The 13,775-nt window shown below is 41.8% G+C and carries 14 protein-coding genes; 9 read left to right on the top strand and 5 right to left on the bottom strand.

Annotated features, from left to right (window positions below):
* Window positions 1-3: 3 nt before the first annotated feature.
* On the top strand, window positions 4-1,053 hold the full coding sequence (locus ACVWYN_RS03075; protein WP_457287352.1) for a 3-oxoacyl-ACP synthase III family protein: 1,050 nt from the start codon (window positions 4-6) through the stop codon (window positions 1,051-1,053).
* A 1-nt stretch (window position 1,054) separates the two neighbouring features.
* Here ACVWYN_RS03075 and ACVWYN_RS03080 read toward each other — a convergent pair whose 3' ends face one another.
* Genes ACVWYN_RS03080 through dcd form a run of 4 tightly spaced genes read right to left on the bottom strand, consistent with a single transcriptional unit; the run spans window position 1,055 to window position 5,939 of the window.
* Complete coding sequence (locus ACVWYN_RS03080) at window positions 1,055-1,930, bottom strand: SDR family oxidoreductase (protein ID WP_457287353.1); 876 nt, start codon at window positions 1,928-1,930, stop codon at window positions 1,055-1,057.
* A gap of 1 nt (window position 1,931) precedes the next feature.
* Window positions 1,932-2,693 carry an enoyl-CoA hydratase/isomerase family protein gene (locus ACVWYN_RS03085; protein ID WP_457287354.1) on the bottom strand — a complete coding sequence of 254 codons (762 nt, stop codon included), beginning with the start codon at window positions 2,691-2,693 and terminating at the stop codon, window positions 1,932-1,934.
* Window positions 2,694-2,701: 8 nt separating this feature from the next.
* Window positions 2,702-5,395 (bottom strand): carboxypeptidase regulatory-like domain-containing protein, encoded by a 2,694-nt coding sequence (locus ACVWYN_RS03090; RefSeq protein WP_457287355.1) that lies wholly within the window; start codon window positions 5,393-5,395, stop codon window positions 2,702-2,704.
* Between the two features lie 7 nt (window positions 5,396-5,402).
* On the bottom strand, window positions 5,403-5,939 hold the full coding sequence (gene dcd / locus ACVWYN_RS03095) for a dCTP deaminase (protein ID WP_457287356.1): 537 nt from the start codon (window positions 5,937-5,939) through the stop codon (window positions 5,403-5,405).
* A gap of 67 nt (window positions 5,940-6,006) precedes the next feature.
* Here dcd and ACVWYN_RS03100 point away from each other — a divergent pair, with 67 nt between their 5' ends.
* From ACVWYN_RS03100 to ACVWYN_RS03110, 3 genes are all read left to right on the top strand, one after another.
* On the top strand, window positions 6,007-6,648 hold the full coding sequence (locus ACVWYN_RS03100) for a 4'-phosphopantetheinyl transferase family protein (protein WP_457287357.1): 642 nt from the start codon (window positions 6,007-6,009) through the stop codon (window positions 6,646-6,648).
* A 9-nt stretch (window positions 6,649-6,657) separates the two neighbouring features.
* Window positions 6,658-7,353 carry a lipoyl(octanoyl) transferase LipB gene (gene lipB / locus ACVWYN_RS03105; protein WP_457287358.1) on the top strand — a complete coding sequence of 232 codons (696 nt, stop codon included), beginning with the start codon at window positions 6,658-6,660 and terminating at the stop codon, window positions 7,351-7,353.
* 105 nt (window positions 7,354-7,458) lie between these two features.
* Window positions 7,459-8,208, top strand: coding sequence for a GDSL-type esterase/lipase family protein (locus ACVWYN_RS03110; protein ID WP_457287359.1), 750 nt, complete (start codon window positions 7,459-7,461; stop codon window positions 8,206-8,208).
* Here ACVWYN_RS03110 and ACVWYN_RS03115 read toward each other — a convergent pair.
* Window positions 8,201-8,938, bottom strand: coding sequence for an RDD family protein (locus ACVWYN_RS03115; RefSeq protein WP_457287360.1), 738 nt, complete (start codon window positions 8,936-8,938; stop codon window positions 8,201-8,203). The two genes, ACVWYN_RS03110 and ACVWYN_RS03115, sit on opposite strands and share 8 nt — an antisense overlap.
* A 96-nt stretch (window positions 8,939-9,034) precedes the next feature.
* On the opposite strand from ACVWYN_RS03115, the gene ACVWYN_RS03120 reads away from it, so the two are divergent.
* The 5 genes from ACVWYN_RS03120 to ACVWYN_RS03140 are packed head-to-tail and all read left to right on the top strand — an operon-like array spanning window position 9,035 to window position 13,775.
* Window positions 9,035-9,982, top strand: a complete 948-nt coding sequence (locus ACVWYN_RS03120; RefSeq protein WP_457287361.1) for a stage II sporulation protein M — start codon at window positions 9,035-9,037, stop codon at window positions 9,980-9,982.
* Between the two features lie 3 nt (window positions 9,983-9,985).
* A complete protein-coding gene (locus tag ACVWYN_RS03125; RefSeq protein ID WP_457287362.1) occupies window positions 9,986-10,855 on the top strand; it encodes a hypothetical protein in 870 nt (289 codons plus the stop codon).
* Window positions 10,856-10,874: 19 nt separating this feature from the next.
* The gene (locus ACVWYN_RS03130) at window positions 10,875-11,612 is read left to right on the top strand and encodes a hypothetical protein (RefSeq protein WP_457287363.1); all 738 of its coding nucleotides are present in this window, start codon (window positions 10,875-10,877) and stop codon (window positions 11,610-11,612) included.
* Complete coding sequence (locus ACVWYN_RS03135; RefSeq protein ID WP_457287364.1) at window positions 11,609-12,790, top strand: DUF4350 domain-containing protein; 1,182 nt, start codon at window positions 11,609-11,611, stop codon at window positions 12,788-12,790. The genes ACVWYN_RS03130 and ACVWYN_RS03135 overlap by 4 nt, the downstream gene beginning before the upstream one ends.
* Window positions 12,791-12,797: 7 nt before the next feature.
* On the top strand, window positions 12,798-13,775 hold the full coding sequence (locus tag ACVWYN_RS03140) for an AAA family ATPase (protein ID WP_457287365.1): 978 nt from the start codon (window positions 12,798-12,800) through the stop codon (window positions 13,773-13,775).

The raw sequence follows: 13,775 nt of genomic DNA on the forward strand, positions 1-13,775 counted from the left end.
CATATGATGCAGCGGTCAAAAATTGCCGGCATTGGCTATTACGTTCCTAAAAATGTATATACCAATACTGATTTATCCAGATTTATGGAAACCAGTGATGAGTGGATCCAGGAACGTACAGGCATTAAAGAACGCCGATTTGCAGACCGCCTGGAAGAGACCACCACCACGATGGGAGTAGAGGCGGCCAAAATTGCTATTGAGCGCGCAGGAATCACTGCACAAGACGTTGATTTTATTGTATTTGCAACCTTAAGTCCTGATTATTATTTTCCTGGCTGTGGTGTTTTGCTCCAACGGGAAATGAAAATGAAAGAGATCGGTGCCCTGGATATCAGGAACCAATGTTCTGGTTTTATCTATGCCCTCTCTGTAGCAGACCAGTTTATTAAAACAGGGATGTATAAGAATATCCTGGTGGTAGGCAGCGAGAAACACTCCTTTGCTATGGATTTCGAAACAAGAAGCCGCAATGTATCCGTAATATTTGGTGATGGAGCGGGAGCAGTAGTATTGCAGCCCACACAGAAAGCAGGACAAGGAATATTGAGTACTCATTTGCACAGCGACGGTGCAGATGCAGAATTATTAGCCATGTTTTACCCGGGCTCTAATGCCAATAAATGGCTGAAGGATAAACCAGATTACCCAGATCAGGAACTTGGCGGACTTTTCCTCACCCGCGAACAATTGGAAGGCGGTGCCGCTTTGCCTTATATGGATGGGCCTGCAGTTTTTAAGAAAGCAGTAGTTAAGTTTCCGGAAGTAATTAAAGAAGCTTTAGCTGCAAATGGTAAAGAAAGTACAGACATTGATCTGCTGGTTCCGCACCAGGCCAATCTTCGCATTAGTCAGTACGTACAACAATTGCTTGGATTGCCAGATGATAAGGTATTTAACAATATTCAAAAGTACGGAAATACCACCGCAGCATCCGTGCCCATTGCCTTGTGCGAGGCTTGGGAAGAAGGGAAAATTAAAGAAGGTGATCTAATCTGTCTTGCTGCCTTTGGCTCTGGTTTTACCTGGGCCAGTGCGTTGATACAATGGTAAGCTAGCTTCCTTTTGCAGATCTTGTCATTTGCGCAAAAGCATCCCACATTTCATCAGGAATGGCTTCCATTCCATTAAACTGGCCAGCACCCTGTAACCATTCGCCTCCGTCTATCGTGATCACTTCTCCATTAATATAGCCAGCAAAATCACTGATTAAAAATGCGGCAAGGTTAGCCAATTCCTGGTGTTCTCCAACACGTTTTAACGGTACCCGGTTCTTAAAGTTAAATTTCTCTGCTAAATCACCTGGCAACAACCTTTCCCAGGCACCCTTAGTAGGAAAAGGTCCCGGAGCAATGGCATTGGTCCGAATGCCATACTTGCCCCATTCCACAGCAAGTGAACGCGTCATTGCCAGCACACCACCCTTCGCGCATGCAGATGGTACCACATAAGCAGAACCTGTAAAGGCATAAGTAGTGACAATATTAAGTACTGTTGCTGGCTGCTTCTCTTTAATCCAGTGCTTTCCAAAAGCAAGCGTACAGTTAACCGAGCCTTTAAGTACAATGTCTATAATGGAAGAGAAGGCATTGGCAGAAAGGCGTTCTGTTGGTGATATGAAATTGCCTGCTGCATTATTAAGTAGTGCATCCACCTTTCCAAAAACTTTCAATGTCTCTGCCAGCACATGTTCTACCTGTTCATATTCCCTAACATCGCAGGCCAAAGCCAGTACTTTTCCGCCCGTTTCCGCCTCCATCTCCCCCGCTGTTTTCTGAAGAACATCGAGTTTTCTGCTGGTAATCACCAGATTTGCACCCAGTTTTAAAAAATAAGTACCCATGGCTTTACCTAGCCCGGTACCGCCTCCTGTAACCACTATGGTTTTGCCTTTTAAAGCATCGTCTCTTAACATTGGCTCGTTGTACATGCTATTTCTGTTGAAGGTTATTGATGATAATTTTAAGAATGCTCCTTGTTGCTGGCGACCACCATTGTTCCAGCATGACTTTCAATGCTTCGCTCTGGTCGGCACTGGTTGCCCTGATCAGTTCTTTCCTAATATTTAGTTTGCTTTGCTCCCAGGTGTTTCGCTCCATGGCCATATATTTTCTTATTTTCCGCTCCGCAGCAGTTAAAATACTTGCAGGATTTACCAGTTCGTCTACCAATCCAATTTGAAGCGCTTCCTCCGGATTAAACAATTTTCCTTCTAACAAACTGCGTGTAGCATTGGCTTGTCCAATCCAGAATGAATACAGCTTAAAAATACTTTCCGGCACAATGATCCCAACTGGAACCTCGTTTAAACCAATGATGTATTTACCTTCGGCCATTACCCTGTAATCGCAGGCAAGGGCAATAACGCAGCCACCTGCAGGGCTATGCCCATTAATTGCCGCTACAAGTGGCTTTTTAAAAGCGGTGATAGTGGCTGTAAAATCCAGGAACAAATACCAGAATGCTTCAGCTTCAGCTTCTGTATAATTATAAAGCGCAATCAGGTCAAGCCCTGCAGAAAAGAAATGTTCCTTTCCCGTAATGATCACACCAGCAATGTTGGAATCGGAAGCTATATTTTTCAGCATATCATTTAGCTCCGTAATCATTTCACGATCCAGGGCATTTGATTTCCCCCGATCTAACGTAATGATACTCAGGCGGTCCTTTATGGTAACTTTTATGGTGTTCATTTCTAAACTTATTTAACGGTGTACGTGTAAACGGTATGAGAGAGGTTTCCGGATAGGTTTATACCTTCTACTACAATCCTGTATGTCCCAGGTTCAGCAGAATTAAAAAAGCTGAACTCAGCCTTTCCATTTTCTTTTGTAGCTACTAAAGGATTCCAATAGATGGTAGACCTTGAATCATTAGCGGGAGTAGCTATTGCTGCTTCGTATTTTGGGGAATAAAATTGCCTACCCTGACGATACCCTAACGGAGAGAATGTAACAATGCCCGGAACGTATTTAGTATAGGCTGATGCACTTCCGCCGCCACGCTTGGTGGTGATCAGCAATATCCCTCCTCCTCCTCTAGATCCATAAATGGAGGTATAAGAAATGCTTTTCAGCACTTCAACAGTCTCCACATCCTGTGGGTTAATGTTGTCCAGAAAATCTGCATCTACGTACATTCCGTCCAGTAAAATTTGCATTGGTACACCCTGACTTCTCATCAACTGGGGTATGCCATTGCTAATGATTAATCCTGCAACCCTTCCCTGTAAACACTGACTAAGTGTTGGGCAAGTTTGCAACTGTTCGGCCGTAATCACCGCATCCGCGTTACCTGCTCCATTCAAATTGGAAGAATTTGTAACCTTTTTCTTTTTCTCTTGTATCGTTACTTCATTTAGGGAGATGCTCTTCTCCATTCTGCCGCTCCTGATCAGCTCATCAAAGTATTGCTCACTTTGTTTAAGATAACTGGAAAGCTGCTGATTTATATTTAAGGTAACGTCCCCGGCATTCTTATTTTTTGTAACAACCTGTCCGGATACGATATCCATTTTAATCTCCAGATTCTTCTTCCCTTTGGCATTTCTTGCCTGTATAATAAATGTGGTACTATCTGGAAAACTCAGATCGTTGAATGAGAATCTGCCCTTGGTGTCGCTTATCGTGTCTATACCAAAAAAGCCTCTGGATGTTGCAAATAAAGAAACCTTTGCGCCCGATAATGGCTTGCCTGCTCCGTCTGTTATGGTACCACTAATTTTTAATGATTTCTCAGCTTCAAATACGGTACTTGGCCTAATATCGCTGATTACGTTTTTCCACAAAAACCGCCTCCAACCCTGAGTAAGCATTAGGTTGTCCAACTGCTCCCGCGTTGCGGGATCGTCTTTTTGAAAATAATAGTTTGGCTTTTCTACATACCCAGCCAGGTCTGATGTTAATAGTAAAGAGGTTAATATATTACTCTCGTTTAATTCATCCGGACTTACCGCATTTGTATTCGTAACTGCAACTGAAAAACTGCCCAGCACGGGCTTCCTGTCCAGCAATGCATTTAGTGTAACAGTTACTTTTTCTTTGGTATGATATTCCTGCTTGTCTGTAGATAGGCCAGTACTGATCTCTTCAGATCGGTTTCTAACAAAAACAAGGCGCTCCGCAACAGGAGTATTGTCGGCAGAAAACAACGTGAGCTGCATAATACCGGAAGGCAAATCTTTCTTCTTGAAGGTGGCAGAAATTACCCGCTTTGCTGAACTGGCTTTTGTTACATAATAAACGTTTCCGTTATGTTGTGCAACCAGTTTTAAATCGCCTTTTCCTACCATTTGCGCTGATAGCATTATTTTTACCTGAATGTCCTCCTCACTGTTCTTTGCTGAAATGGCATAGCCCGCAGTTAGTGCTTTTGGCAATGGGTAAACGCTTTCCGATCCATCCTTAAATTTAACCTTAACAGTAAAGCTTTTACCCTCCTGTGGGTTTACGATAAAGCTCCCCATACCATAATGGGTAGTACTAAATTTATTAATTTCCTGCCCGCTATTATCTAAAACTACGCCCTCAGCATCTTCTCCAAGTCCGCTTGCGTTAACAATCTTTATACCCACTTTGGAGGGTATGTTTTCTACCAGGCTACCTCCCTCCGGAAACAATTGTACATCAATTGTATTGGAGGTCGCTTTAATCAGGATTTCTTTAGTTACCTTTTTCTTATCAGGCAATGTCAGCGTAGTTATTATCTTGCCCGACTTATAAATGGAGGGTTGCGTATTTAGGAAATCTACTACTATTTCGCCTTGCTCATTGGTAACTCCTTTCCCTTTGATAATACTTCGGCTATTGAGTTGCACCTCATAACTAACTTGCTGTCCGGTATATGGAGTGCCTTCTTTGTCTGTAAATTTTACCTGTGCTTTAACCGCTTCCGTGGGGCCGTCTTTGTGATAGCCATAACTGGCAGATGCAAAAACCTTGTTAGACCAGGAGTTGCCGATTTTAATGGTCTTGTCGAAGAAAAATTCCGTACCCATATTCTTCATCCATTGGGTATAAGCCCGTATTCTGTAATTCCCTTCGGTATAGGAATCCGGAAGTTTAAAATCTCCGGCTGTAATCCCTGATATTAAAGGAAGCTTAATTTGTTTTTTAAGCGAGTCTTTCTCATTAATCAGCTCTACGTAAAGCACACCACTTATTGCAGATAGCTTAGACGTTTGGGTGTTAATTACATAGGCTTTAAACCAAATGTCATCTCCAACAGCATAAAACGGTTTATCCAGGTGCAGGTGAACTTTTTCCTGCGGATACTGTTCGGCATACTGTGCCATTTTTTTTAAGATGGCATCAAAAGGATCATCATCCACCCGGTAAGCTAATAATGCAATTGTGCTAAACAAAAGGATTATACCGGTGAATAATTTACTTTTCATAACCGTTTTAAAATTTATTCTTCCACATCATGCTTTCCACAGGCTTAGTGGTTTTGTTGTTGTATTTTGCATTGGCCTTACTATTATACATGGTCTGAACTTCTCCCTCTACCATAAAGTAGATCAATTGTCCAATAGGCATGCCTGGATAGATCTTTACGGGCTGGGCACAGGAAATCTCCAATGTCCAGGTGTTACAAAAACCAACATCTCCCTTGCCGGCAGTTGCGTGAATGTCAATGCCTAGTCGCCCGGTACTTGATTTTCCTTCTAAAAAAGGAATGTGTGCATGTGTTTCTGTATATTCTAAGGTAACGCCAAGATATAAAGTGCCGGGATGCAAGACATACCCGTCCTTTGGAATTTCGAAATGTGTAATCTGATTGTGGGCTTTGGCATCAAGCACGCGGTCTGTATAAGTAGCCAGGTATTTACCCAGGTGTACATCATAAGAATTTGTGCCCAGGCAATCTTCTCTGAATGGCTCAATAATTATCGTTCCCTTTTCTATTTCTTCAAGGATTCGTTTGTCTGACAGGATCATTTTGTAAAGTATTTGGTCTAAATTATGATTAATTTAAGATACTTTTGCATTGTATTCTAAAATAGAGATGCCCGTAGTTTTTAATAAAAATATCGATGAAGACACCATACTCGCGGTATGGAAGATCGAAGAAACTGAAGAACAGTTGATTTCAGGGTTACAGCTTAAACAACACGAACTTGATTTGATCGCATCTTTAAACAACGGGAAGCGTTTGCTCCAATGGCTAAGTACCAGGCTATTGCTTAGAACGATGCTGAATACTTCAGAATATATAGATTGTCAAATGGACGAGCATGGTAAACCTTACCTGCCAAATCTGGGCTATCACATTTCACTTAGCCATTCTTATGATTATGCTGCGGTAATAGTTGGCAAAACACATCAGGTAGGGGTTGATATTGAACTGATCAAAAACAAAATAAATGCCATTAAACACAAATTCCTTTCAGATGTTGAACTGGCGCAAAAGCAGATTGGCGACAATATAAACGGTCTGTATGTTTGCTGGTGTGCAAAGGAGGCCATTTATAAATGGCATGGTAAAAAAGGATTGGAGTTTAAGCAGCACATTCACATTCAGCCATTTGAATTGGAAGAAAAGGGTTCACTTCATGCCATCGTAGAACTGCCGGAAGAAACCCGACAACTTACCGTTAATTATATTAAAACAGCAGAAGCGTATATGTTGGGGTACGTAGTTGGATAAGATCACAGGATGAATAAGAAAGTTAAATTTACGGACTGGGGACTAGTTGATTATCAGGAAGCCTGGGATAGGCAGGGGCACCTTTTTGAGCAAGCCATAGCGCTTAAAATCGCAAACAGGACCAACGGTACACAAATTGAAACACCCAATCACCTGATCTTTTGTGAACACCCTCATGTATATACCTTAGGCAAAAGTGGTCACCCTGAAAACCTGTTGCTGGATGAGCAAGGCCTGGCAGATCAGCAGGCTACTTATTACCAAATTAACCGGGGTGGCGACATTACTTATCACGGACCAGGGCAGCTGGTTGGTTACCCAATATTAGATCTTGATAACTTCTTTACAGACATACACCTTTACTTGAGAACACTGGAGGAAGCAGTAATCCTTACCCTTGCAGATTACGGAATTGCAGCGGGCAGATACCCAGGCTATACTGGTGTATGGATAGATGCCGATAATGAAAAAGCACGAAAGATTTGCGCCCTGGGTGTGCGTTGCAGCAGGTGGGTAACCATGCATGGCTTTGCATTTAACGTCAATCCAAACCTGGATTATTTTAAGAATATAGTGCCTTGTGGCATTGATGATAAGGATGTAACTTCTATGCAAAGAGAGTTGGGCTATTCACTACAAATGGAAGAGGTTAAAGAAAAACTGAAAGGCCATATCGCCGCCTTGTTCAGTATGCAACTCCAATAACATCTAATCACTTCTTGTTCTCGTATATTTCCACAGATGAGGGCATGTATTGTTTTTTTAAGTTTAATGCTGATATTGGCCTGCAAGAAAGGCAATTCAACTGCTATGGAAACCCCCGAACAACCCAGCCCTGTTAAACCTATCGATACGACAAAGAAACCAATCGACACGCCAAAAAAAGTTATTGATACGCCAAAAAAGGCGATAGACACTGTAAAAATCCCACCTGTAGATCCAAATAAAGGAAAACAGCTCAACTACCTTGCGCTAGGTGATTCTTATACCATAGGCGAATCCGTAAGTGCTGCCGATAACTTTCCTAGCCAGCTGGTAAACCAATTGCAAAGTAAGGGATTGATCATTAACCCGCCTAAAATAATTGCCCGCACCGGGTGGACTACCGCTGATTTGAAGGCTGCCATTACAGCATCAGGTGTCATCCAAAAGTTCAACTTTGTTACACTGCTCATTGGTGTAAATAACCAATACAGAGGTGAGTCTGAAGCTACCTACCGTAAGGAATTTAAGGAGCTGTTACAAACCGCACTCAACTTTACCAGCAACGAAAAGACCCATGTCTTTGTGGTATCTATACCAGATTGGGGGGTAACATCTTTCGCCAAACAAAGCGGTAGAAATCAACAAACCATATCCATGGAAATCGATGCTTTCAATGCCATTAATAAAGAAGAAACACTGGCGTTGGGGATCAGCTATACAGACATCACTCCTGCTTCCAGAAATGCAGCTACTGATCTTTCGTTGGTTGCTTCAGATGGTTTACATCCTTCGCCAAAAATGTACAATGGCTGGGCTATTGCTGTAGCAGCTGAAGTGACTAAAGTATTTAAATAGTTGCAGAAGTAATGTAGTTGTAATCATTAATTACAGTTTGCAAAAAATCTACACCACTCATTTCCCTGGGTCTTACAATGCCAATATAGTCGGCCATTTTCAAAGCCATAGCCTCTACAACATCATAGTTTCGGGTTTTATAATAAGTGATAATCACTTCATGGATCAATTCAATATCACTATCCGCCAGTTGTTGCACACTTGGAAATATAGGGGTATAGTCTTCCGTTGCATTTAGCGGAGTAAAGGCGATGTGACTTAAATTGGTTCTAGGTACCGTCTTTATCACTGTTGTGCCGGCAACCAGGTCCCCAATACGCTGCTTATTCTCTGTAACTGCGATGCAAATCATACCACCAACCTGAGCGGTAAACGTAAAATCAACCAGTCTGAACAACCAGCGGATAAAATGCTGACCAAGGCTGGCTTGTCCGCCATCTAAACTAATTACCCTAATTTTCATGATGCGTTTCCCTACGGTTTGCCCGTTCATAATGATCTCAAAGATCAGGTTGTAGCATACGAAGCATATTAAATAAATGACAAACAGTATCATAACAAGATTGCCCATCTTGGATAAGGCGATTACAAAACCCAGAATTAAGAATACGATATAGGTTACAAAAAAGATAGCCAAATCAATAAGACGGGCTGCAATTCGTTCTCCCAATCCTGCAACTGGATAGTCGATCGCTATATTCTGACTGGTGCCTACTTGTATTGTCTCCATACATTCAAACATAATCAATAACTAATATCATTTTTATGATACAGGTAAATTTGTTTTTTACTATTTTAACAAAAAATTCAACGCCCTGTTACCCTTATGAAAGAAGCGCTCTTTGTGAAGCAAAATTCCGAGAAATGGAAAGCCTATGAGCAGCTCCATAGTAATAGCCCTGATGAGCTGGCCAATCGGTTTATAGACATTACCAACGATCTTGCCTACGCCAAAACCTTTTATCCAAAATCAAAAACTACCGCCTACCTTAATGGCGTAGCCGCACTGTTGCACCAATCCATTTATAAAAATAAGAAAGGAAATGCAGGGCGGTTTGTCAAGTTCTGGAAATTTGAACTCCCTTTGTTGTTCTATAAATACCGCCGGCAACTCCTTTATGCGTTTTTATTCTTCGTATTCTTTTCCTTAATAGGCGCGCTGTCTGCCAAGTACGATGATACGTTTGTGCGACTTATTATGGGTGATACCTACGTAAACATGACCAATGAGAACATTGCCAAAGGCGATCCATTTGGCGTATACAAGAACCAGGGAGAATTTCAAATGTTCTTTATGATTGCAGCAAACAATACCTTTGTAACGTTCTACACCTTCGTTAGCGGAATCTTTTTATCCATAGGTCCTGTGTTGGCAATGCTAAGAAACGGCGTTATGCTGGGGTCCTTTGAATATTATTTTTTTAGTAAAGGCCTGGGGCTGGAGTCTGTACTGGTCATCTGGATCCATGGTACACTGGAAATCTCTGCTATTATTATTGCAGGTGCTGCCGGATTAGTGCTAGGCCATGGCTTATTGTTCCCAAAAACGTATACCCGTATGCAGGCTTTCCGGTCCAGCGCAAAAGATGGCACTAAGATCGTTACCGGAATAATACCCATCATCATTGTTGCCGCCTTTTTTGAAGGCTTTGTAACCAGGCATACAGAAATGCCGGCATGGCTTAGCAGCAGTATCTTAGGGGGCTCCCTGCTGTTTATCATCTGGTACGTCATCCTTTATCCTTATCAATTAAATAAACGCAAACAACTATAAACCATGCAAGAAAGATTAGAGTTTAAAAAACAAAGAGAATTTGGAGAAATCATAGGAGATTCTTTCCTGTTCATTAAACAGAATTTCAAACCTATGGGAAAGGTATTACTTTACCTTTGCGGGTTTTTTATACTGGCATCTACCGTCTCATCAATAGCCTTTGCGCTAAATGGAAATGTTGCTATGACCTATGGTGCAAAACCAATGGCAGCATATGAAAAGATGTTTTCCATAAATTATGCCCTTGCCATGTTATTCTTATTTGCCACCTATACGGCAATAACGGTTACCGGTTTATGCTATATGGCCTTATATATCGAAAAAGGAAATCTTCCCCCATCGGTAGAGGAAGTGTGGTCTTACTTCAAATACTTTTATATGCGGGTTTTTGGCAGCTCATTTCTGATCATGTTAGCCATGATCGTAGCCTTTGCCTGCTGTATTATTCCTGGTCTGTATGTCTTTCCTGCGCTATCGATTTTTTATTCCGTAATGATCTTTGAGAACGGGAGTTTTCGCTATTCTTTTAGGCGGGCGTTCAAATTGGCAAACTTAAATTGGTGGGCTACCGCTGCGGCCATATTTATATTGTGCATCATTACTTATGCGGCCATGCTGGTTCCTGCAATTCCTTCTATCATTGTTAGCATGGCAAGTGCTTTTTCACCAGGGGCTAAAAGTGTAAACACGACATTGGTTATCTTCTCTACAATTCTATCACAAATATCGCAAGTACTCACTGTTTTTCCTTTAATTGGTGTTTCGCTCTGCTATTTTAACCTGGTAGAACGTTTGGAGAGTGGCGGATTGCTGGGGCGAATTCAACAAATGGGAAAAGATAAAGATCAATTCAACACGCCGGAAGAGTATTAGGATGCTAAGGTTTTCTCTCTTGTTATTTTTCTTATGTTGCAGTAGTCTTAACAGCTCTGCTTATGCAACTGGTGATCAATCTGCATCAAAAAGCACTGTGCTTAAAAAAGCAGAGCCAAAGAAAATAATACCGGAAGACAGTAGTTCGACAATTCAAGTAAGGCTGTTTGAGCTTAAAAAGATCAAAGCCTATCGGGCAGAAAAGGATTTCAAGTATGATAATGTTGCTCCTGAAAATGAAAGTCTGTGGTCCAGGTTCTGGAAGTGGTTCTGGCATCTCTTCGACAGGATCTTTAGCAGTTCAAAAGCAGGCAACTATTTTGGGTATTTTATCATTGCTGTATTTGTTGCGGTGGTTGTTTTCTTTTTACTGAAATTATCTGGTATTGATTTTAAATTCTTTAGTTCCAAGTCTAAAAGCGTGGACGTTCCCTATACCGAGACGCTGGATAACATTCATGAAATCAATTTCGACCAGGAAATTGAAAAGGCTAGTGCAAATGGCAATTACAGGCTGGCCATCAGGATGTTTTACCTCCGCACGCTAAAATATTTAAGTGATACCAATCAGATTGACTGGCAGCCTGAAAAAACCAACCAGACCTATATCCTGGAAATTACAGATGCGGATAGGAAGCATGTTTTTACAATCCTAACCAACCAGTTTGAGTACATCTGGTACGGAGAATTCTTTTTAGAAAAGGAACGTTTTAATGAGTTAAGTACGGACTTTAATAACTTCAACCGCAAATTATGAAGGGGCTAAAGTTATATCTGGTCATCAGTGGTATCTTTATGGTCGCCTATGTGGTCGCACAGTACTATAAACCAAAGCCTACGGATTGGTCGCCCAGTTACCTTAAAGAGGATAAGATCCCTTTTGGTACCTTTATTCTTCATCAGGAAATAGGCAGCCTGTTCCCAAATAGTACCATTAGGGTGTCTCGACAACCTGTATACAATACGCTTAAGGGCACCGACTATGAACAAAGCAATTACCTGATCATTGCCGGAACACTGAATTTTAGTAAATACGATTATCAGGAGATGGAACATTACCTGAGGCGTGGAAACAACGTATTTATTGCTGCCTTTGAATTGGGGAAAATGCTGAATGATACCCTGAACATCAGGACCACTACGCTGTTTAACATGGGCAAGTCGGCCAGTGCAGGCATCAACTTTGTCAATCCAGTCCTAAAGGCAAATCGGAATTATGTGTTTGATAAAGGCCTTGGCGACCAGTACTTTGATGTTGCTGAAGCGAAGAACGTTACTGTTTTGGGTAAAAACCAATATGGCAATCCCAATTACGTGAGGTACAGTTTTGGTAAGGGGAACTTATACCTGCTGCCAAACCCCCAATTGCTCGCCAATTACAGCCTGATCAACTTGCGTGGTGCTGAATATGCTGCAAAAACCCTCTCCTATCTAAACAAAAGCAAGTTATTAATATGGGATGAAAGCAATACCAGGGGTAACATTGATGATGCTTCCATACTCCGGGTACTCTTCAACCATCCGCCGCTTAAATGGGCTTACCTAATTGCTTTAATTAGTCTGCTCATTTTTGTAGGGTTTGAAATAAAGCGGCGCCAGCGCATCATCCCTGTCATTGAACCTTTGCTCAATTCTTCTGTAGATTTTGTAAAGGTAATGGGCAAGGTATATTATCAGCAGCGCGACAATAATGACCTTGCTAAGAAAAAGATCAGCTATTGGCTGGAATTTATCAGAAGCAATTACCGGTTAAAGACCAATGAGCTCAACACTGAATTCTTAAACAATTTGATCCATAAATCAGGTGGCGATGAAGAAACCATTGCAGCACTGATAGCGACCATTAATCAGATTAACGGGGGTGTGAAAGTAGACGACAATCAGTTGATCAGTTTAAACAAACTGATAGAAAAATTTTATAAACAAGTCCAATAACAATACTATGGAACCGGAACTAACAAATCAGCGAACCGACCTTACGGAACTCAGCAATGCCGTTGAGCAAATAAGAGCATCACTTGGAAAAATAATTGTAGGTCAACAAGAAACAATAGATTTTCTTATTGCAGGCCTGCTGGCCGATGGCCATATCCTGCTGGAAGGCGTGCCGGGAGTAGCCAAAACCCTCAGCGCAAAGCTGGTTGCAAAAAGCATTGATGCTTCCTTTTCCAGAATCCAGTTTACACCAGATCTGATGCCGTCTGACGTATTGGGCACCTCAGTATTTGACCCAAGATCTGCCACTTTTGAATACCGCAAAGGACCAATATTTGGCCATATCATCCTGATTGATGAGATCAACAGGGCCCCGGCAAAAACGCAATCTGCTTTGTTTGAAGTGATGGAAGAAAAGCAGGTAACAGTAGATGGACATACCTATGCCATGGAAGAACCTTTTATGGTGTTGGCTACGCAAAACCCGATAGAGCAGGAGGGAACTTACCGCTTACCCGAAGCACAGCTAGATCGCTTTTTGTTTAAGGTGGAAGTTAAATACCCAACCCTCGAAGAAGAAACCACCATACTGCTTAATCAGCACCAGCAAAACCTGGGTGCCGAAGTAAAAGAGGTAAAACCTGTGTTGAGTATTGCGCAAATCAAATCCTGCCGCGCCATTATTAAAGCGCTGCATGTAGAGCCAAAACTGATAGAATACGTAGCCAAGATTACCCATGAAACGCGCAACAATAAGTCGCTTTATCTGGGTGCTTCACCCCGTGCTTCCCTGGCCATGATCAACAGTGCTAAAGCAATAGCCGCAATGGCTGGTCGCGATTTTGTAACGCCAGACGACATTATTAAAGTTGCTGCACCAGTACTGGCGCACCGCGTTATGCTTACACCAGATAAAGAAATGGAAGGATTGACCACAAGAGATATCGTTGCACAGATCATTCAGAAAATAGAAATCCCGCGTTAA

It is taken from the genome of Pedobacter sp. UYP24 (genome assembly GCF_054057295.1).

Excerpts from the sequence above, each read along its gene's own strand:
- ACVWYN_RS03075 (WP_457287352.1), top strand. The coding sequence starts at position 4 with ATGATGCAGCGGTCAAAAATTGCCGGCATTGGCTATTACGTTCCTAAA.
- ACVWYN_RS03080 (WP_457287353.1), bottom strand. The coding sequence starts at position 1,930 with ATGTACAACGAGCCAATGTTAAGAGACGATGCTTTAAAAGGCAAAACC.
- ACVWYN_RS03085 (WP_457287354.1), bottom strand. The coding sequence starts at position 2,693 with ATGAACACCATAAAAGTTACCATAAAGGACCGCCTGAGTATCATTACG.
- ACVWYN_RS03090 (WP_457287355.1), bottom strand. The coding sequence starts at position 5,395 with ATGAAAAGTAAATTATTCACCGGTATAATCCTTTTGTTTAGCACAATT.
- dcd (WP_457287356.1), bottom strand. The coding sequence starts at position 5,939 with ATGATCCTGTCAGACAAACGAATCCTTGAAGAAATAGAAAAGGGAACG.
- ACVWYN_RS03100 (WP_457287357.1), top strand. The coding sequence starts at position 6,007 with ATGCCCGTAGTTTTTAATAAAAATATCGATGAAGACACCATACTCGCG.
- lipB (WP_457287358.1), top strand. The coding sequence starts at position 6,658 with ATGAATAAGAAAGTTAAATTTACGGACTGGGGACTAGTTGATTATCAG.
- ACVWYN_RS03110 (WP_457287359.1), top strand. The coding sequence starts at position 7,459 with ATGGAAACCCCCGAACAACCCAGCCCTGTTAAACCTATCGATACGACA.
- ACVWYN_RS03115 (WP_457287360.1), bottom strand. The coding sequence starts at position 8,938 with ATGGAGACAATACAAGTAGGCACCAGTCAGAATATAGCGATCGACTAT.
- ACVWYN_RS03120 (WP_457287361.1), top strand. The coding sequence starts at position 9,035 with ATGAAAGAAGCGCTCTTTGTGAAGCAAAATTCCGAGAAATGGAAAGCC.
- ACVWYN_RS03125 (WP_457287362.1), top strand. The coding sequence starts at position 9,986 with ATGCAAGAAAGATTAGAGTTTAAAAAACAAAGAGAATTTGGAGAAATC.
- ACVWYN_RS03135 (WP_457287364.1), top strand. The coding sequence starts at position 11,609 with ATGAAGGGGCTAAAGTTATATCTGGTCATCAGTGGTATCTTTATGGTC.
- ACVWYN_RS03140 (WP_457287365.1), top strand. The coding sequence starts at position 12,798 with ATGGAACCGGAACTAACAAATCAGCGAACCGACCTTACGGAACTCAGC.